Below are 18,596 nucleotides of genomic sequence, written 5' to 3'. Positions count from 1 at the left end.
GGACGAGGCCACCCGGGCGCTGGCGGCCGGGTCGCTCGCGGCGGCCGTCCGCGAGGGCGCGCTCGGCAGCGTCACGGTGGAGCGGGCCAACGGCGAGCCCGCCCTCGGCTCGGACCTCGGCCGGGCCCTGGAGGCGGCCGGCTTCCACGCCACCCCGCGCGGTCTGCGGCTGCGCCCCTGACCGGCGCGGTCCCGGCCGGGGGCACGAGGAGCGAACAGGGACGGGAAGCGCCGGAGGCCGCGGGGTCGTCGACCCCGCGGCCTCCGGCCACGTCGAATCACCCGATCGGCGGCGGCTGCGCCTCCACCGGCCCCGCCGGCCCCGCGTCGCGGCGCCGGGCCGGTCCGGTCGCGTTCCAGTCGGCGTGGACCGGAATGAGACCGAGTCCCCAGCCGCCGGCCGCGAGCAGTCCGAGCGCCGCGCCGTCGGCCAGCTGTCCCCGGATCACCAGGAGCCACCAGGCGATCCCGGCCACCGAGGCCGCCAGGATCCACCGCACCGGGCGCCGCACCTGAAGGATCAACCGCGCCCGGGCCCGTATTCGGGCCGTCGGGCGCGTCCGTACGTCTGTCCGCACGACCGCCCTCCCTTCGCTCGCCCCGGGCAGGGGCGCCCGGGAGTCGAGGCCGGGATCAGGCGGCGACCACGTCCATCGCGGCGGCCTTGGGCGACATGTTCGCCCGGTCGGCGCCGGGGGCGGGCAGCGGAACCGGTTCGAGTACCGGCCTCAGCAGATCACCTTCGGAGAGGGTGGCCATCGCCGCAAGTTCGGCGAGCGACAGTTCGTCGCTGACCTCGCGCATGACCTCGGACATCCGGACGTCGAGTGCGTCGCAGATGGCGGAGAGCAGCTCCGAGGAGGCCTCCTTCTGTCCCCGCTCGACCTCGGAGAGGTATCCGAGCGAAACCCTCGCGGCCGCCGACACCTCGCGGAGTGTGCGGCCCTGGCGCTGGCGCTGCCGACGCAGTACATCGCCCAGTAGGCGACGGAGCAGGATCATCGGTGCCTCCCTCCTCGGACTGCGGATCGAGATGTCACGACCCCACCGTACCGCCTTGCCCGCTTCGCGTGCGGGGACCCTGGTCGTGTTCACTGTGGGCTGCAAGGCCGTCCCCCTCCTGGTTCCGGTGTCGCACCCGGGTTCGCGGGCCCGTCGTGGTACCCGATGCGGCCCACCCGGCCACCGTCACGCAACTCGTTCGCCACCTGGTTTCTGCCCAACCAGGGTGTTGGATGTAACACGATCCTCCAGCTGTCCCATGCCCGCGCCCCTGATCGGCAGATCCGGTTCGGTGGAGTTCCCGCTGCGGGCCCTATCCTGCGAGCCGGCCGAGAAGCAGCTCCAGCGCGGCTGTCACCGCCCCGTGACGGATTGTGGCACGCCCGCCGGACAGCAGGGGAGAACTGACCAGAGTTCCCCCCGGGCCGGCGACGGCCAGGTGTACGGTGCCCACCGGCTGCCCGTCCTGCGGGTCCGGCCCGGCCACCCCGGTCGTCGCGAGCCCGTACGTGGCCCCGAGCAGGCGGCGCACACCCTCGGCCATCTGCCGCGCCACCACCGGGTGGACCGGCCCGTACACGTCCAGCAGGCCCTCGTCCACCCCGAGCACCGAGGCCTTCAGCTCGGTCGCGTACGCGGTGACCGAGCCCCGGAAGGTCGTGGACGCCCCCGGGACGTCCACCAGCGCGGCGGCCAGCAGGCCCCCGGTCAGCGACTCGGCGACGGCCAGCGTGCCGCCCTCGGCCCGCAGTGCGGCGTGCGCCCGCTCGGCCAGCCCGTACTCCCGCTCCGCCACCCGGTTCCCCCCGTCGCTCAGCGGCCCGACTGCGCCGCGGCCTGTCCTTCGCGGCGCAGTCGCAGCGCCTGTCCGATGTAGTCCAGCGCGGTGCCGACGGTCAGCAGCACCGCCAGCGCCATCAGCACGGCCCGCCCGGTGGCCAGCCAGCCGGTCAGCTCCAGTACGTACATGCCGACCGCGGTGCCCTGGGTCAGCGTCTTCAGCTTGCCACCGCGGCTGGCCGGGATGACCCCGTAACGGATCACCCAGAACCGCATCAGCGTGATGCCCAGTTCGCGGGCCAGGATCACCGCGGTGACCCACCAGGGCAGGTCTCCGAGCAGCGAGAGGCCGATCAGCGCCGCGCCCATGATCGCCTTGTCGGCGATCGGGTCGGCGATCTTCCCGAAGTCGGTGACCAGGCCCTTGCGCCGGGCCAGCTCACCGTCGAACAGGTCGGTGATCATCGCGATCGCGAACGACGCCCAGGCGACCGAGCGCCACTTGGGGTCGTGCCCGCCGTCGGCGAACAGCAGCGCCACGAAGACGGGCACCAGCAGCACCCGGACCATGGTGAGCACGTTGGCGATGTTCCACACCCCCGGGACGGCCGGCACCGTGGCCGCCGGTCTGCCCGGGTGGGCCGCGGCCGTGGCGCCGGGCCCCTTGGTCATTCCCCGGCTCCCGAGGCCTCGGCCCCCGCGGTCCTGGGCAGCCGCACCTGCTCCAGCGCCTCGGCGATCAGGTCGACGCCCTCGCTGGCGACGACCTTGGCCCGCCAGAACTGGCCGACCTCGGGGGCCTCGACCCCGGCGAGGGTGGTCAGGCCGTCGGTCTCCGGGGCCTGGTGGGCGGCGCGGCCCTCGACCACGTCGTCCTCGACCGACTCGATCAGTACCTCGACCTCGGTGCCGATCCGCTGCTCGGCCCGCTGGGCGGTCATCTCCTCGGCCAGCCGGCTCAGCCGGTCCAGCCGGTCGGCGACCACGTCCTCGGCGAGCTTGCCGTCGTAGGTCGCGGCCTCGGTGCCGTCCTCGTCCGAGTAGCCGAAGACGCCGATCGCGTCCAGCCCGGCGTTCGTGACGAAGCGCTCCAGCTCGGCGAAGTCCTCCTCGGTCTCACCGGGGAAGCCGACGATGAAGTTGGACCGGGCGCCGGCCTGCGGGGCCTTGCCGCGGATGGTCCCCAGCAGCTCCAGGAACTGGTCGGTGGAGCCGAAGCGGCGCATCCGGCGCAGCACGGCGGGCGCCGAGTGCTGGAACGACAGGTCGAAGTAGGGCACCACGTCGGCGGTCCCGGTCATCGAGTCGATCAGGCCGGGGCGCATCTCGGCCGGCTGGAGGTAGGAGACCCGGACCCGCTCGACGCCGTCGATCCCGGCGACCTCGCCGAGCAGCGTCTCCAGCAGCCGGATGTCGCCGAGGTCCTTGCCGTACGAGGTGTTGTTCTCGCTCACCAGGACGATCTCGCGCACGCCCTGCCCGGCCAGCCACTGGGCCTCGTGCAGCACGTCGGACGGGCGGCGGGAGATGAAGGAGCCGCGGAAGGCCGGGATCGCGCAGAAGGAGCAGCGCCGGTCGCAGCCGGAGGCGAGCTTGACCGAGGCGACCGGGTTGTCGTCCAGCCGCTTGCGCAGGGTGCGCGGGCCGGAGGCCGGGGCGAGGCCCTCGGGCAGGTCGGTGATCGGCTCGGCGGCGGCCTCGGCGCCGTGGCCGGGCAGCGCGACGGCCTCGGCGGCGGTCTGCCGCTCGGCCGGGCTGACCGGCAGCAGCTTGCGGCGGTCGCGCGGGATGTGCGGGGCGTGATGGCCGCCGGAGAGGATGGTCTGGAGGCGGTCGGAGATGTCCGCGTAGTCGTCGAAGCCGAGCACGCCGTCCGCCTCGGGCAGCGCGTCGGCGAGCTCCTTGCCGTACCGCTCGGCCATGCAGCCGACCGCGACGACGGCCTGGGTGCGGCCGTGCCCCTTGAGGTCGTTGGCCTCCAGCAGGGCGTCCACGGAGTCCTTCTTGGCGGCCTCGACGAAGCCGCAGGTGTTGACGACGGCGACGTCCGCGTCGGCGGCGTCGTCGACGAGCGACCAGCCGTCGGCTTCCAGTCGCCCGGCGAGTTCCTCGGAGTCCACCTCGTTGCGGGCGCATCCGAGCGTGACAAGGGCGACAGTACGGCGTTCAGGCATAGGCCCAAGATTAACGCGCGGGCTCCGGTGCCGTTCGCCCCGGAGGCCGCGCGCCTCGGATCAACTGATCATCACCGGGCCGTCCGGCCCCTGTGGTCAGCCCGCCTGCGGGTCTCCGGGGGTGTACGTGACGTGCACCACCTGGCCGTCCTTGCCGAGGAGGCCCAGGTCCTTCCCGTTGACGTACGCGTGCACGGCCCCGCCGTTGCCCAGCACCAGCTTGATCTGCCTGGGGTCGGTGAAGGTCTGGTCCTGGCCGTCGCCGATGTTGTTCTGGAACAGCGACTTGCCGTTGCCGTCCATCGCCGAGACCCAGCTGGTGCCGCCCTCGGCGACCAGCTTCACGGTGACCTTGTCGGCCGGGACGGCGGCGATCGCGGCCGCGCTCGGCGCGGGCGCCGGCGGCTGGACGGCGGGTGTGGTGGCGGGGGCCACCGAGCCGGTCCCCGAGCCGCTGGGCAGCGGCGCGCTGGCCGATCCCGTGGTGCCGTGCCCGCCCTTGCCGCTGACCAGGTTGAAGCCGATCAGGGCGACCACGGCGACGATCGCGGCGACCATGGCGGCCGCCCAGTTCGGCCGGCTGCGGCCGGGCACCTTGATCGGGCCGCTGTCGATCAGCTGGCTCGCCGGGCGCTTCCCGGCCGGCGAGCCGCCGTGCGCGGCGTCGTACCGGGCGACCAGCGCCTCGCCGTCCAGGCCCACCACCCGGGCGATCAGACGGATGTGCCCGCGGGCGTAGAAGTCGCCGCCGCAGCGGGCCCAGTCGTCCTGCTCGATGGCGTGGACGATCGGCACCCGCACCCGGGTGGCGGTACTCACCTGGTCCACCGTGAGCCCCGAGTCGATCCGGGCGGTGGACAGCACCCGGCCGATGCTCGGGGCATCGGCCGCCTGCACCGCGTCGTCGGTCGGCTCGACGGACGACGGGGCGTTCTCGCGGTCGGAGGACTTGCCGATGGTCACGGGGCACGCCTTTCGAGCGGATGGCCACCTGCTGGGGAACAGTCTAGGGGCGGAGGCGGATCGTTTCTCAAGCGGAACGGGCCCGAATGCGCGCGCCCGATCCGAGCGGGGTCCGGCGCCGCGCTGACGAGCCGTCGGCGCAGCCGCGCGGGGAGCCCGGAGTTCGCTTTCCGCCGTGTGACGCGGCGTACGGACGTTCGGTTCCCCACCCGGCGCCTACCCTCCTCCGAACGAGTGATACCTCGCTCAGGACACGGGTCGGGACCCGCGGTGCACCGGACGGCCCCGCGGGACACCGCCCCTCAGCCCCGCAGGGTCACCAGCACCCCGTCCAGCTCGTCCGGCTTCACCAGGACGTCGCGGGCCTTGGAGCCCTCGCTCGGGCCGACGATCCCGCGCGACTCCATCAGGTCCATCAGCCGGCCCGCCTTGGCGAAGCCGACCCTGAGCTTGCGCTGGAGCATCGAGGTCGAGCCGAACTGCGTGGAGACCACCAGCTCGGCCGCCTGGATCAGCAGGTCCAGGTCGTCGCCGATCTCCTCGTCGATCTCCTTCTTCGGCCCGGCCCCGGCCATCACGTCGTCCCGGTAGACGGCGCTCAGCTGGTCCTTGCAGTGCTGCACCACCCTGGCGATCTCCGCCTCGGTGACGAACGCGCCCTGCATGCGGATCGGCTTGCTGGCGCCCATCGGCAGGAACAGCGCGTCGCCCTTGCCGATCAGCTTCTCCGCGCCCGGCTGGTCCAGGATGACCCGGGAGTCGGCCATCGCGGAGGTCGCGAAGGCCAGCCGGGACGGCACGTTGGCCTTGATCAGACCGGTGACCACGTCCACCGAGGGCCGCTGGGTGGCGAGCACCAGGTGGATGCCGGCCGCACGGGCCAGCTGGGTGATCCGGACCACCGAGTCCTCGACGTCGCGCGGCGCGACCATCATCAGGTCGGCCAGCTCGTCGACGATCACCAGCAGGTACGGGTAGGGCTTCAGCTCGCGCTCGCTGCCGAGCGGCGGGGTGACCTTGCCGGCCCGCACGGCCGCGTTGAAGTCGTCCACGTGCCGGAAGCCGAACGCCGCGAGGTCGTCGTAGCGCATGTCCATCTCGCGCACCACCCACTGGAGGGCCTCGGCGGCCTTCTTGGGGTTGGTGATGATCGGCGTGATCAGGTGCGGGATGCCCTCGTACGCGGTCAGCTCGACCCGCTTGGGGTCGACCAGCACCATCCGCACCTCGTCCGGGGTGGCCCGGGCGAGGATCGAGGTGATCAGGCAGTTGATGCAGGACGACTTGCCCGCACCGGTCGCACCGGCCACCAGGATGTGCGGCATCTTGGCGAGGTTGGCCATCACGCTGTGGCCCTCGACGTCCTTGCCCATGCCGACGACCATCGGGTGCGTGTCCTCGGAGGCCGTGCGCGAGCGCAGCAGGTCGCCGAGGTTGACCATCTCGCGGTCCCGGTTGGGGATCTCGATGCCGACCGCGGACTTGCCCGGGATCGGGCTGATGATCCGCACGTCCGGGCTGGCCACCGCGTACGCGATGTTCTTGGCGAGCGCGGTGATCCGCTCCACCTTGACGGCCGGGCCCAGCTCGACCTCGTAGCGGGTGACCGTCGGGCCCCGGGTGAAGCCGGTGACCCTGGCATCCACCTTGAACTCGGCGAAGGTGCCGGTGAGCTGGGCGACCACCTCGTCGTTGAGGGCGCTGCGGGCCTTGGCCGGGCCGCCGCGGTCCAGCAGGTCGGGCGAGGGCAGTGTGTAGGTGATGCCCTCGCCGAGCTGGAGCTGCTCCATCCGCACCGGCGCCTCGCCGTGCGCCTCGGGAGCGCCGGGGCCGCCGTTGCGGGCGGCCGGGACGGCGGACTCCTCCGGCGGGGCGGTGCGGTCCTGCACCTGGTGCATCATGTCCGCCACCGCGGAGGAGGCGGGCACCCCATAGACCAGCGCGCCGTCCAGGTCGGCGGCCGCGCCGGCGGCCAGGTCGCGGGTGGCGTACGGGTCCAGCGGTTCCTTGTCCAGGGAGATCCGCTCGGCGTCCTCCGGGTCCTCGGCCGGCTTGCGCCGGCGGCGGCGCCGGCGGGCGGCCACCTCGTCCCCCGGGTCCTCACCGTCGGTGTCCACGGTGAACGGCAGCGCGTCGGGGTCGGCGTCCTCCGGCGGGTCGGTGGACAGCTCGTGCTCCGGCGTGCGCCCCCAGTGCTGCTCGTCCTCGGGCCCGGGCTCGACCACGCCGAGCCGTATGCCGAGCGCCCGGATCCGCTCCGGGATGCGGTTGACCGGGGTCGCGGTGACCACCAGCAGGCCGAAGAAGGCCAGCAGCAGGAGCAGCGGCACGGCGAGCGCGGGCCCGGCGGCGGCCATCATCGGGGTGGACGCGGCCCAGCCGATGATCCCGCCGGCCGCCCTTATCCGGGAGGCGCCGCCGCCCATCATGGGCGCGCCGCAGCCGATGTGGACCAGGCCGAGGACGCCGACCAGCAGCGCGCCCAGCCCGATCATGATCCGGCCGTTGGCCTCCGGCAGCCCCGGGTGGCGCCAGAGCCGGATCGCCATCGCGGCCAGCAGGAACGGCACCAGCACGTCGAGCCGGCCGAACAGCCCGGACACCACGGCGGTGGCCCCCTCGCCCAGCCAGCCCTGCGGGCTGAACCAGGTGCCGGCCGCGGTCACCAGCGCGAGCGCGAACAGCAGCAGGCCCAGGCCGTCCTTGCGGTGGGCCGGGTCGAGGTTCTTGGCCCCGTCGCCGAAGCCCCGGAAGAGCGCGGCGATCGGGCTCGCGAGGGCGTTGAGCGTGCCCATCAGCAGCGACCTGGACGGTTTGGGCGGGGGTGCGGCCGGCTTCGCCGCCGTCCTCTTCGCGGGAGCCGCCTTCTTCGCCGCCGCCTTCTTCACGGGCGGCTTGCCCGGGGCCTTCGCCGCGGCCTTCTTGGACGGTCCCGGAGTCGGCTTACGTGCTGCGTTCCCGGGCGTGCGAGTGGCCATGGGTCAGCAGCCTACCGGGGCGGGCGACCACTGCACATGTGCCCGAGCCCGGGCGGCCCGACGTGTCGGAGACACACCGTCACGCTGACCGGGTTTCACCCGGTCGTGTTACCGGGCCACCCGGACGGGTGAACGGTGGCGGGGGGTCAGGAGCTGCCGGGCCGCATCGCGTCCAGCGCCCGGCGCAGCCCGGCGAGCTTGCGCTCCAGGTGCGCCGCGGTGGCGGCCACCCCGGCGTCCTCGGCCCCGTCGAGCTGCTTGCCGAGCGCCTCCGCCTGCTCCTCGACCGCCGCCAGCCGCGCGGACAGCTCGCCCAGCAGCGCCCCGCCGAGGTCCTGCCCGCCGCCGCCCTCCTCCAGGCGCAGCCGCAGCAGCGCGGCCTGCTCCTTCAGCTGGCAGTTCTTGGCGTACAGGTCGACGAAGACGGAGACCTTGGCGCGCAGCACCCACGGGTCGAAGGGCTTGGAGATGTAGTCCACCGCGCCGGCCGCGTAGCCGCGGAAGGTGTGGTGCGGACCGTGGTTGATCGCGGTCAGGAAGATGATCGGGATGTCCCTGGTGCGCTCGCGGCGCTTGATGTGGGCGGCGGTCTCGAAGCCGTCCATCCCCGGCATCTGGACGTCCAGCAGGATCACCGCGAAGTCGTCGGTGAGCAGCGCCTTGAGCGCCTCCTCGCCGGAGGCCGCGCGCACCAGCGTCTGGTCCAGCGCGGAGAGGATCGCCTCCAGCGCCAACAGGTTCTCCGGTCGGTCGTCGACCAGGAGGATCTTGGCCTTCTGCATCAGGGCTCGCCCTCCTGTCGCCTGCCTGCCGCCCGGTGCAGGCACCCGCGTACTGCCCACCGCTACCCCGGTCATGCTAGCCGCACCCCCTCGTCCGGCACATCGCTCCGTCGTGACCCGATCCGGAGCGGCGCGCAGCCAGTGCTCCGGCGCGCGCTCACCAGCGCGTCGCCATCCGGTCACTGTTCGCAACGATCGGTGACCCTACCCGGTTCCCGGGCCCGACCGCCAGCAAACCGGCCGACCGGGAGGCGTGAACGGGGGAGCCCGATCCGGAGTTCACGCCTCCCCCGCGGTCACGCGCGGTCCGCGCTCAGCCACTCGTGCATCACGGACAGCAGGTGGTCGGTCTCCACCGGCTTGGTGATGTGGTCGGTGGCGCCCGCCTCCAGCGACTTCTCCCGGTCGCCCTTCATCGCCTTGGCGGTCAGCGCGATGATCGGCAGGCCGGCGAACTGGGGCATCCGGCGGATCGCCTCCGTGGTCGCGTAGCCGTCCATCTCCGGCATCATGATGTCCATCAGGACCAGCGCCACGCTCTCGTGCTGCTCCAGCATCTCGATGCCCTCCCGGCCGTTCTCGGCGTACAGGACGGTCAGGCCGTGCTGCTCCAGCACGCTGGTGAGGGCGAACACGTTGCGGACGTCGTCGTCCACGATCAGCACCTGCTGGCCGTCGAAGCGCCGGGCGTCGGTGGCCGGGCGGGGCTGCGCCGGCTCCACCGCCCGCGGCCCCGCGGCGCTCTCCAGGGCGGCGCTGCGCCGGCGCTCCACCGCGCCGCGGCGGCGCTCCTCGGCCATCTCCCTGACCTCCTGGGCCCAGTGGTCGGCCGGGTTCTCGCCGACCGGCACCGGCAGGCCCAGCGGGGTCACGCCGACCGAGGCACGCGGCCCCGCGAGGCTCGGGGAGGGGGCCAGCCGCAGCTCGCCGAAGACCTCCGGGGCCTCGGAGCGCAGCGGCAGGTAGAGCGTGAAGGTGGAGCCCTTGCCCAGCTCGCTCTCGGCGTGGATCTCGCCGCCGAGCAGCCGGGCGATCTCGCGGCTGATGGACAGCCCGAGGCCGGTTCCGCCGTACTTGCGGCTGGTGGTGCCGTCGGCCTGCTTGAACGCCTCGAAGATCTCCCGCAGCTTGTTGTCGGGGATGCCGATGCCGGTGTCGGAGACCGAGAAGGCAATCAGCTCGTCGTCCGGGCCCTGGATCGAGCCGGACTCCAGCAGCCGCTCGCGCACGTGCTGCGGGACCTCGGCGCCGGCCTGCCGGATCGAGAAGTCGACGGCTCCGGAGTCGGTGAACTTCACCGCGTTGGAGATCAGGTTGCGCAGCACCTGCTGGAGCCGCTGCTCGTCGGTGTGCAGGGTGACCGGCAGGGCGGGCGAGACCCGGACGGCGAAGTCCAGGTTCTTGTCCAGCGCGACCGGCTGGAAGGTGGCCTCCACGTAGTCGACCAGCTGGACCAGGGCGATCCGGGCCGGGCGGACGTCCATCTTGCCGGCCTCGACCTTGGACAGGTCGAGGATGTCGTTGATCAGCTGGAGCAGGTCAGAGCCCGCGCCGTGGATGGTGTCGGCGAACTCGACCTGCTTGGGCGAGAGGTTGCCCTCGTTGTTGTCGGAGAGCAGCTTGGCCAGGATCAGCAGCGAGTTGAGCGGGGTGCGCAGCTCGTGCGACATGTTGGCGAGGAACTCGCTCTTGTACCTGGAGGCCAGGGCGAGCTGCTCGGCGCGCTCCTCCAGGACCTGCCGGGCCTCCTCGATCTCGCTGTTCTTGATCTCGATGTCGCGGTTCTGCTGGGCGAGTTGCTCGGCCTTCTCCTGCAACTCCTCGTTGGTGCGCTCCAGTTCCTCCTGGCGCGCCTCCAACTCGGCGGACCGCATCGAGAGTTCGGCGGTCAGCCGCTGGGATTCCAGCAGCAGGCCCTCGGTCTTGGTGTTGACGCTGATGGTGTTGACCGTGACACCGATCAGGTCGGCGATCTGGTTCAGGAAGTCCAGCGCGACGGTGGTGAAGGAGCTGAAGGTGGCCAGCTCGATCACGCCCAGCATCCGGCCCTCGAACAGCACCGGCAGCACCACGATGTGGGCCGGGGAGGCCTCGCCGAGCCCGGAGGCGATCTTCAGGTACCCGGGCGGCGCCTCCTTGAGGATGATCGCCCGCTTCTCCACCGCGGCCTGGCCGATCAGCGACTCGCCGGGGCGGAAGGTGGTCGGCATCGCCCGCCGCTGGTAGCCGTAGCTGCCGATCAGGCGCAGCACGGTGTCGTTCTCGTCGTCGTCCTCGGTGATCAGCTCGGCGGTGCGGCCGGCCGGTTGGGCGAGGAAGAAGGCGCCGTGCTGGGCGGAGACCACCGGGGTCAGCTCGGTCATGATCAGCGAGGCGACCGCCTCCAGGTCCCGGCGGCCCTGGAGCAGGCCGGAGATCCGGGCCAGGTTGGTCTTGAGCCAGTCCTGCTCCTGGTTGGTGCGGGTGGTCTCGCGCAGGTTGGCGATCATCTGGTTGATGTTGTCCTTGAGCTCGTCGAGCTCACCCGCGGCGTCCACGTCGATCCGCAGGCTCAGGTCGCCCCTGGTGACCGCGGTGGCGACCTGGGCGATCGCGCGCACCTGCCGGGTCAGGTTGTTGGCCAGCTCGTTCACCGACTCGGTGAGGTCCTGCCAGGTGCCGTCCACCCCGGGCACCCTGGCCTGGCCGCCGAGCCGCCCGTCGGTGCCCACCTCGCGGGCGACCCGGGTGACCTCGTCGGCGAACGCGGAGAGCTGGTCGACCATGGTGTTGATGTTGGTCTTGAGCTGGAGGATCTCGCCGCGCGCGTCGACGTCGATCTTCTGCGAGAGGTCGCCGCGGGCGACCGCGGTGATCACCAGCGCGATGTTCCGCACCTGGCCGGTGAGGTTGTTGGCCATCTGGTTGACGTTGTCGGTCAGGTCCTTCCAGATGCCGGCCACGCCCGGCACGCTCGCCTGACCGCCCAGGGTGCCGTCGGTGCCCACCTCGCGGGCCACCCGGGTGACCTCCACCGCGAACGAGGACAGCTGGTCAACCATGGTGTTCAGGGTCGCGGCGAGCGCCGCCACCTCGCCCTGCGCGTCGATGGAGATCTTCTTGGAGAGGTCGCCGCGGGCCACCGCACCGGCCACCTCCGCGATGTTCCGCACCTGTCCGGTCAGGTTCGACGCCATGAAGTTGACGTTGTCGGTCAGGTCCTTCCAGATGCCCGACACCCCGCGCACCCTGGCCTGGCCGCCCAGGATGCCCTCGGTACCCACCTCGCGGGCGACCCGGGTCACCTCGTCGGCGAACGCCGACAGCTGGTCGACCATGGTGTTGACGGTCGTCACCAGCTCCAGGATCTCGCCCCTGGCGTCGACGGTGATCTTCTTGGAGACATCGCCGCGCGCCACCGCCGTGGTCACCTCGGCGATGTTGCGGACCTGACTGGTCAGATTGTTGGCCATCAGGTTGACGGAGTTGGTCAGGTCCTTCCAGATGCCGGCCACGCCGGGCACGCTGGCCTGGCCGCCGAGGATGCCCTCGGTGCCGACGTCCCGGGCGACCCTGGTGACCTCGTCCGCGAAGGCGCCCAGCTGGTCCACCATCGTGTTGATGGTGTTCTTCAGCTCCAGGATCTCCCCGCGCGCGTCCACCTGGATCTTCTGCGACAGGTCGCCCTTGGCGACCGCGGTCGTCACCTGGGCGATGTTCCGCACCTGATCGGTGAGGTTGTTCGCCATGAAGTTGACGTTGTCGGTCAGGTCCCGCCACACCCCGGCCGCCCAGGGCACCTGCGCCTGCCCGCCGAGCCGGCCCTCGGTGCCCACCTGACGGGCCACCCTGGTCACCTGTTCGGCGAAGCCGGAGAGCTGGTCGACCATCGTGTTGATGGTGTTCTTCAGCTCCAGCATCTCGCCGCGCGCGTCCACCTCGATCTTCTGCGAGAGGTCCCCGCGGGCCACCGCCGTGGTCACCTGGGCGATGTTGCGGACCTGGCCGGTCAGGTTGTCGGCCATGAAGTTCACCGAGTCGGTCAGGTCCCGCCAGACCCCGGCCACGCCCGGCACCTGGGCCTGACCGCCGAGCCGGCCCTCCGTCCCCACGTCCCTGGCCACCGTGGTGACCTGGGCGGCGAAGCCGTTCAGCTGGTCCACCATCGTGTTGACGGTGTTCTTCAGCTCCAGCATCTCGCCGGCCACCTCGACGGTGACCTTGCGGGACAGGTCGCCCTTGGCCACCGCCGTGGTCACCTGGGCGATGTTGCGCACCTGGGCGGTCAGCCGGCCCGCCATGGTGTTGACCGAGTCCGCCAGGTCCTTCCAGCTGCCGGACACGCTGCGGACCTTGGCCTGGCCGCCGAGCTTGCCCTCGGTGCCGACCTCGCGGGCCACCCGGGTCACCTCGTCGGTGAACTCGGAGAGCTGGTCCACCAGCCCGTTGACGGTCCGGCCGATCTTCAGGTACTCGCCGCGCAGCGGGTGGCTCACCCCGTTGCTGTGCAGCGAACGCAGCTCCATCTTCTGGTCCAGGTCGCCCTCGGCGATCGAGGTGAGCACCCGGCCCACCTCGGACATCGGGCGCGCCAGGTCGTCGATCAGCGCGTTGCAGTTGTCGACCGCCGCCATCCAGGCGCCCTCGCCCGCGCCGGTCTCCAGCCGCTCGTTCAGCCGGCCCTCGCGGCCCACCGCCCGCCGCACCCGCGCCAGTTCACCGGTCAGGTGCTGGTTGCGCTCGGCGACCTCGTTGAACACCGCGGCGATCTCCGCCAGCGGCCCGTCCCCCGGGACGGTCAGCCGACGGCGGAAGTTGCCGTCGCGCATCGCGGTCAGCGCGGACAGCAGCTTGCGCAGTTCGGCGGGCTCCGCGCCACGGTTGTGGCTCGGGGCCCGCCGACCGGCCGCGTTCCGCGGCACGGCCCCGGGGCGCCCGCCGCGCGGGACGGGCGGCGTCGTTCCGGTTACGTCCTTGGTGGCCGAACTCAACGGGCCCCTCCCACATCGTGAACTGTCCGGTTGACCGTCCGTGCCGGTGCGGCACGCACCCGGGCACCGGCCCGGCCGGGCTGCGTGCCGGCGGCCCAGCGCGCACCGGCACCCACACGACCGTACTGCTCCCACCGGCCGTCGCGGACCCCCCAGTCTGACAGCACCGGCGCCGGGTGCACGGCCGGTTGCGCTCGGTTCGTACCGCACCGTCCGAAACAGGTGGGCAGAATCACCCTCTGGTGCCAGTTTCGACTCCCCGTCCCCACGGGGAACCAAGCGGAAAGTAGGGTGGAGCGCTGCACCGGGCCACGACCCGACCCAGCGCCGCCGCTCACCCCGACGGCGCGCACGGGGATTCGGCGCCGCACCCCGGACAACCAGGGCCAGAGCAGCAGAGGAGAAGTGGCAACGTGGTCACCGCACGCGCAGCCGCCACCTTCGCCCCCGACGGCCGGTCCGCGGCCGCCGCCCGGGGCTTCATCCGGGAGGCGCTGCTCGGCTGGGGCCTGCCCGAGGTCGTCGACGACGCGGTCGTGCTGGTCAGCGAACTCGTCACCAACGCCGTCGTACACGCCGGCACCGCCGCGGAGGTCTGCTGCCTGCGCGAGGAGGAGACCATCCGGATCGAGGTCACCGACCACCATCCCGAGCGGGGCCTCCCCTCCCTCGGCGACGGTCCGGTCACCGCCTCCGACCGCTACGCCGACCCCGACGGCGAGGGCGGCCGCGGTCTGCTGATGTGCTCCGCCCTCGCCGAACGGTGGGGCGTCGAGTACGCGGCCGGCCGCAAGACCGTCTGGTTCCGCCTCCAGCTGCCCGCACACGTGCTCGGCACCCGCTACGCCGTTCCCGCCACTCCCGGCAGCGACCTGCCCAGCGGCCCCGGCCCGGTGCACGTCGCGGTCGTCCAACTCGACGAGGACGGCCGGGTGCTGGCCTGGAACCCGGACGCCGAGGCGCTCTTCCAGCACCCCGCCGCCACCGTCCTCGGCCGCCCCTGGGCCGACCTCGCGGTCTGGCCGCAGTCCCCCGCCCGGGGCCTCGGCCTGACCGACACGCTGCGGATGGCCCGCTGGGAGGGCGGCTACGGCATCCGCCGCCAGGACGGCCAGGAGGTCGAGGTGTACGGCGTCCAGGTCCGGCTGCGCGACACCGAGGGCGTCCCGTCGACCCTCTGTCTGCTCGTCCTCGAACCCGACCGCGCGGTGCTGCGCTCCCCCGCCCGCACCCTGCCCGGGGAACGCCCCGACCCGGCCGGCCCCCGGCTCGACCTGCTGGCCGGCCCGGTCGCGACCGACGACCTGGACACGCTGCTCCAGCGCACCGTCGAACGTGCCCGCGACCTGCTCGACGGCGACGCCGCGTACCTGCTGCTCACCACCGACGACGAGGCCGAGTTCGAGGTCCGCGCCGCCACCGGCCTCACCGCGGGACACCGCCGGCATGCCCGCTTCCCGGTCGAGACCGGCAACCGCTACGACTCCGCCCGGCTGCCCTCCGTCCACGAGGACCTCGCCGCCCGGCCCACCGGCATGCCCCTGCTCTCCGACAGCGGCATGCGCTCCCTGGTCACCGTCCCGCTCAAGGTCGAGGGCCGGCTGATCGGCTCGCTCGGGATCGCCGCCACCGGGCCCGGCCGCTACGACAACGAGGACGCGCTGCGCCTCCAGTTCGCCGCCGACCGGGTCGCCCTCGCCGTCGAGAGCACCCGGCTGACCGAGCTCGAACAGCTGCGCCGCGGCTCCCTCTCCTTCCTGGTCGAGGCCTCCGACCTGCTGGCCGGCACCCTCGAACACGAGCAGACGCTCGCGCTGATGGCCCAGATGGCCGTCCCCACCCTGGCCTCCTGGTGCGCCGTCTACACCACCGCCGACCACACCTCCTCGGCCCGGCTCGCCTTCGTCCTGCACGAGGACGAGGACCGCATCGACCCGTTGCGCGACCTGCTCGACAAGACCCCGGCGCCGGAGGCCGGCCCCACCCACGGCGTCCGGTTCTGGACCGCGCCCGTCGAGACCGCCGAGGCCGGCGGCCTCACCGACGGCCCCGGACTCGCCGGGCTGCTCGGCGAGACCGTGGTCCTCGCGCTGACCGCCCGCAACCGCGTGATCGGCCTGCTGGTGCTCGGCGTCGCGGCCGGCGTCCGGTTCCGCCAGGAGATCCTGGAACTCGCCGAGGACCTCTCCCGGCGGGCCGCCCTCGCCCTGGACAACTCCCGCCTCTACTCCGAGCGCACCGCCACCAGCCAGGCCCTCCAGCGCAGCCTGCTCCCGCCGGACCTGCCGGAGATCCCCGGCGTCGAGGTGGACGTCTACTACCAGGCGGCCGGCGAGGGCAACGAGGTCGGCGGCGACTTCTACGACCTGTTCACCATCCGCGAGGGCACCTACGGCTTCGCCATCGGTGACGTCTGCGGCACCGGCCCCGAGGCCGCCTCGGTCACCGGCCTGGCCCGGCACTCGCTGCGGCTGCTCGCCCGCGAGGGCCTGGACGCCCCGCAGGTGCTGCGCAGGCTCAACGCGGCCATCCTGGACGAGGGTTCGCGCAGCCGCTTCCTCACCCTGCTCTACGGCGAGCTGACGCCCCGCCCGGACGGCAGCACCGAACTCTCCCTGGTCTGCGCCGGCCACCCGCTGCCGCTGCGGCTGCGCACCGACGGCCAGGTCGACCGTGCCGCCACCCCGCAGCCGCTGCTCGGCGTGATGGACGACCTCGACCTCACCGCCGAGCACCTGGTGCTCGCCCCGGGCGAGGTCCTGCTCTGCGTCACCGATGGGGTCACCGAACGCCGCGAGGGCCGGCGGATGCTGGGCGACGACGGCCTCGCCGAGGTACTCACCGGCTGCACCGGCCTGACCGCCGGAGCGGTCGCGGCGAGGGTGCAGCGCGCGGTCGAGCGCTTCGCCCCGGAACCGCCCTCGGACGACATGGCGATCCTGACCCTGCGGGTGCCCACCCAGCGCCGGGCCTGAGCGCCGGGCCTGAATGCCGGGCCTGAGCGCCGGGCCTGAATGGCTCCGCGGCCGGCAGGCCACTCGCGCAGTCACATAGTCACAAATTGTTATATTCACAAGGGTACAAGCGAGCAGGGCCCGGGTAGACCGATCCCACCGGGGAATCCCTCCGGCGGGGACGTGACCAGCGGCTCTCCGCTGGCCCATCACTTCCGACCGCCGCCCGCGCACGCTCACCGCCGTGCGCCTTCGGCGCGGTCGCGCGCATCCACACCCACCGACACCACACCACAGCGTCACTGCGCCCTGCGCGCGCCCAGAGTGAAAGGAGCCTCCGGTGAGCAACGACGCTACCGGGGCAACGAACGCCCGCTCCACCGGAGCCGACGCGGGTAACCTCGGCTACCTCGCACTCGGCCTCACACTTCTCGCCTACGGCCTGCTCTCCACCGGCATCCTGCACGGCACCGGAGTCGGCAGCGCGGCCCCCCTCGCCCACCTGCTCGGCGGCGTCACCCTCTTCGTCGCGGGCCTCTGGCAGCTCCGCGGCGGCGAGGGCTTCACCGGAACCGCCTTCACCAGCCTCGGCGCCTTCTGGGCCACCTGGTCGGCAGCCGGCGGGGCCGGAAAGAACGCCGCCGGACTCTTCCTGCTGCTGTGGGCCCTGCTCGCCCTCACCCTCACGGCGGCCGGCTGGGGCGCGGGCCTGCTCAGCCGTGCCGTCTACGGCCTGCTGACGCTCTCCCTGGTGCTCTCCGCCATCGCCACCTTCGGGGGCTACGGCGGCCTGGCCAAGGCCGCCGGCTGGGTCGCGGCCCTCTCCGGGCTCGCCGCCTGGTACTGGGCCACCTCCGCACTGAGCAACGGCGCCTGGGGAAGGATCGCCCTGCCGGTGAAGTGACCGGCCCTGATCCGGCGTGACCGCGGTTCGACCGCGGCCGGCCCTCGCTTCAGTCCTGGTTCAGCCGACCTGTTCCAGCCGCTCCTCGGTGGTGCGGCGGGGCCCGGTCTCCGTCTCGGCGGAGGCCCGGCCCCTTCGGCGTGCCGCAAGGGCCTGGACGGCGTAGGCGAGGAGCAGGATCACCACGGCCACGATGCCGTCCGACCAGAAGTGGTTGGCCGTCACCACCACCACGGCCACCGTCAGCACCGGATGCAGCACCATCACCCAACGGAGCGAACTGCGCGACACCCGGATCACCGCGACCGCCGCCAGCACGCACCAGGCGACGTGCACCGAGGGCATCGCCGACAGTTGGTCGGCCACCACGACACCGCCGACCGCACCGCCGTACACCGACTGCCCGTACTGCGCCGCCACGTCGACGAACCCGTTCTGCGGCAGCATCCGCGGCGGGGCGACCGGGATGAACTGCACCAGCAGGCAGACCGCGGTCGTGATCACCACCGTGTTGCGCACCCACGCGTAGCGCTCGCGGTGCCGCAGGAACACCCAGAGCAGCACGCCCAGCATGACGGTGAAGTGCATGGCCGCGTAGTAGTAGTTCGCCAGCCTCACCAGCACCGGGTACGGCGTGACCGCCTTCTGCCAGGAGGCCTCGTCCGGTAGTCCGATCACCTGCTCGGTGTGGTGGATCCAGCTCGCCCGGTCCAGGGCGTGGTCCGTGCTCATCACCGAGAGGTGCCCGACCAGCTGCCAGAGCGCGAACAGCGCCAGCAGCGTGCCGGCCTCCCGCAGCAGCGCGGACAGAGCAGGCCTCCGGCCCTTCGCCACGGCGTAGGCGCCCGCGTGGAGACCGATGGCGGCGACGCCGGCGGACTGCCAGGTCAGGGTCAGGTTCTGCATTGGCAGAGGGTAACGCAAAAAGCCCCTTCCCAGATGGGAAGGGGTTCTTCAGAAGAATTGTTCGGCGGCGTCCTACTCTCCCACAGGGTCCCCCCTGCAGTACCATCGGCGCTGTAAGGCTTAGCTTCCGGGTTCGGAATGTAACCGGGCGTTTCCCTCACGCTATGACCACCGAAACACTAT

12 protein-coding genes, 1 rRNA gene and 1 pseudogene are annotated in these 18,596 nt (G+C 72.5%); 3 read left to right on the top strand and 11 right to left on the bottom strand.

All coding sequences use genetic code 11. The features are described 5' to 3' along the window. A pseudogene (locus tag BU198_RS28620) lies at positions 1–181 on the top strand (hypothetical protein); the annotation flags it as partial. Between the two features lie 97 nt (positions 182–278). On the opposite strand, the gene BU198_RS28615 reads toward BU198_RS28620, so the two are convergent. From BU198_RS28615 to BU198_RS28575, 9 genes are all read right to left on the bottom strand, one after another. After that, positions 279–500, bottom strand: coding sequence for a hypothetical protein (locus tag BU198_RS28615; protein ID WP_188299751.1), 222 nt, complete (start codon positions 498–500; stop codon positions 279–281). A 133-nt stretch (positions 501–633) separates the two neighbouring features. Continuing rightward, positions 634–1,002, bottom strand: a complete 369-nt coding sequence (locus tag BU198_RS28610; protein WP_030290911.1) for a helix-turn-helix domain-containing protein — start codon at positions 1,000–1,002, stop codon at positions 634–636. A 313-nt stretch (positions 1,003–1,315) separates the two neighbouring features. Beyond that, positions 1,316–1,798: a CinA family protein gene (locus tag BU198_RS28605; protein ID WP_317620353.1), complete on the bottom strand. Its 483-nt coding sequence runs from the start codon at positions 1,796–1,798 to the stop codon at positions 1,316–1,318. A gap of 17 nt (positions 1,799–1,815) precedes the next feature. Further along, a complete protein-coding gene (pgsA, locus tag BU198_RS28600) occupies positions 1,816–2,454 on the bottom strand; it encodes a CDP-diacylglycerol--glycerol-3-phosphate 3-phosphatidyltransferase (RefSeq protein ID WP_188299750.1) in 639 nt (212 codons plus the stop codon). Continuing rightward, positions 2,451–3,956 carry a 30S ribosomal protein S12 methylthiotransferase RimO gene (gene rimO / locus BU198_RS28595; RefSeq protein ID WP_188299749.1) on the bottom strand — a complete coding sequence of 502 codons (1,506 nt, stop codon included), beginning with the start codon at positions 3,954–3,956 and terminating at the stop codon, positions 2,451–2,453. The genes pgsA and rimO overlap by 4 nt, the downstream gene beginning before the upstream one ends. Positions 3,957–4,052: 96 nt before the next feature. Then, positions 4,053–4,919: a helix-turn-helix domain-containing protein gene (locus BU198_RS28590; RefSeq protein WP_188299748.1), complete on the bottom strand. Its 867-nt coding sequence runs from the start codon at positions 4,917–4,919 to the stop codon at positions 4,053–4,055. A gap of 302 nt (positions 4,920–5,221) precedes the next feature. Next, on the bottom strand, positions 5,222–7,897 hold the full coding sequence (locus tag BU198_RS28585; RefSeq protein WP_188299747.1) for a DNA translocase FtsK: 2,676 nt from the start codon (positions 7,895–7,897) through the stop codon (positions 5,222–5,224). A 146-nt stretch (positions 7,898–8,043) separates the two neighbouring features. Continuing rightward, a complete protein-coding gene (locus tag BU198_RS28580; protein WP_188299752.1) occupies positions 8,044–8,682 on the bottom strand; it encodes a response regulator in 639 nt (212 codons plus the stop codon). A 293-nt stretch (positions 8,683–8,975) separates the two neighbouring features. Further along, positions 8,976–13,487: a HAMP domain-containing protein gene (locus BU198_RS28575; protein WP_411293245.1), complete on the bottom strand. Its 4,512-nt coding sequence runs from the start codon at positions 13,485–13,487 to the stop codon at positions 8,976–8,978. Positions 13,488–14,062: 575 nt separating this feature from the next. Between BU198_RS28575 and BU198_RS28570 the strand changes: the two genes are divergently transcribed. Together BU198_RS28570 and BU198_RS28565 are read left to right on the top strand one after the other, a co-directional pair. Then, positions 14,063–16,624, top strand: coding sequence for a SpoIIE family protein phosphatase (locus BU198_RS28570; RefSeq protein ID WP_188299745.1), 2,562 nt, complete (start codon positions 14,063–14,065; stop codon positions 16,622–16,624). A 319-nt stretch (positions 16,625–16,943) separates the two neighbouring features. Beyond that, complete coding sequence (locus tag BU198_RS28565; protein WP_188299744.1) at positions 16,944–17,507, top strand: GPR1/FUN34/YaaH family transporter; 564 nt, start codon at positions 16,944–16,946, stop codon at positions 17,505–17,507. A gap of 60 nt (positions 17,508–17,567) precedes the next feature. Here the strand turns inward: BU198_RS28565 and BU198_RS28560 are convergent, their stop codons facing one another. After that, positions 17,568–18,413, bottom strand: a complete 846-nt coding sequence (locus tag BU198_RS28560; protein WP_188299743.1) for a phosphatase PAP2 family protein — start codon at positions 18,411–18,413, stop codon at positions 17,568–17,570. Between the two features lie 59 nt (positions 18,414–18,472). Continuing rightward, a 5S ribosomal RNA gene (gene rrf, locus BU198_RS28555) occupies positions 18,473–18,589 on the bottom strand. Positions 18,590–18,596 lie beyond the last annotated feature (7 nt).

Source organism: Streptomyces sp. CBMA156 (assembly GCF_014596515.1).
Taxonomy (GTDB): domain Bacteria; phylum Actinomycetota; class Actinomycetes; order Streptomycetales; family Streptomycetaceae; genus Kitasatospora.
The sequence above is the reverse complement of the archived record's forward strand: the minus strand, read 5'-3'. Positions and strand labels throughout refer to the sequence as shown.

Bases quoted from the DNA above. Each gene is read 5' to 3' on its own strand.
- BU198_RS28575 (WP_411293245.1), bottom strand. From the start codon at position 13,487: ATGCGCGACGGCAACTTCCGCCGTCGGCTGACCGTCCCGGGGGACGGG.
- pgsA (WP_188299750.1), bottom strand. From the start codon at position 2,454: ATGACCAAGGGGCCCGGCGCCACGGCCGCGGCCCACCCGGGCAGACCG.
- BU198_RS28560 (WP_188299743.1), bottom strand. From the start codon at position 18,413: ATGCAGAACCTGACCCTGACCTGGCAGTCCGCCGGCGTCGCCGCCATC.
- rimO (WP_188299749.1), bottom strand. From the start codon at position 3,956: ATGCCTGAACGCCGTACTGTCGCCCTTGTCACGCTCGGATGCGCCCGC.
- BU198_RS28585 (WP_188299747.1), bottom strand. From the start codon at position 7,897: ATGGCCACTCGCACGCCCGGGAACGCAGCACGTAAGCCGACTCCGGGA.
- BU198_RS28610 (WP_030290911.1), bottom strand. From the start codon at position 1,002: ATGATCCTGCTCCGTCGCCTACTGGGCGATGTACTGCGTCGGCAGCGC.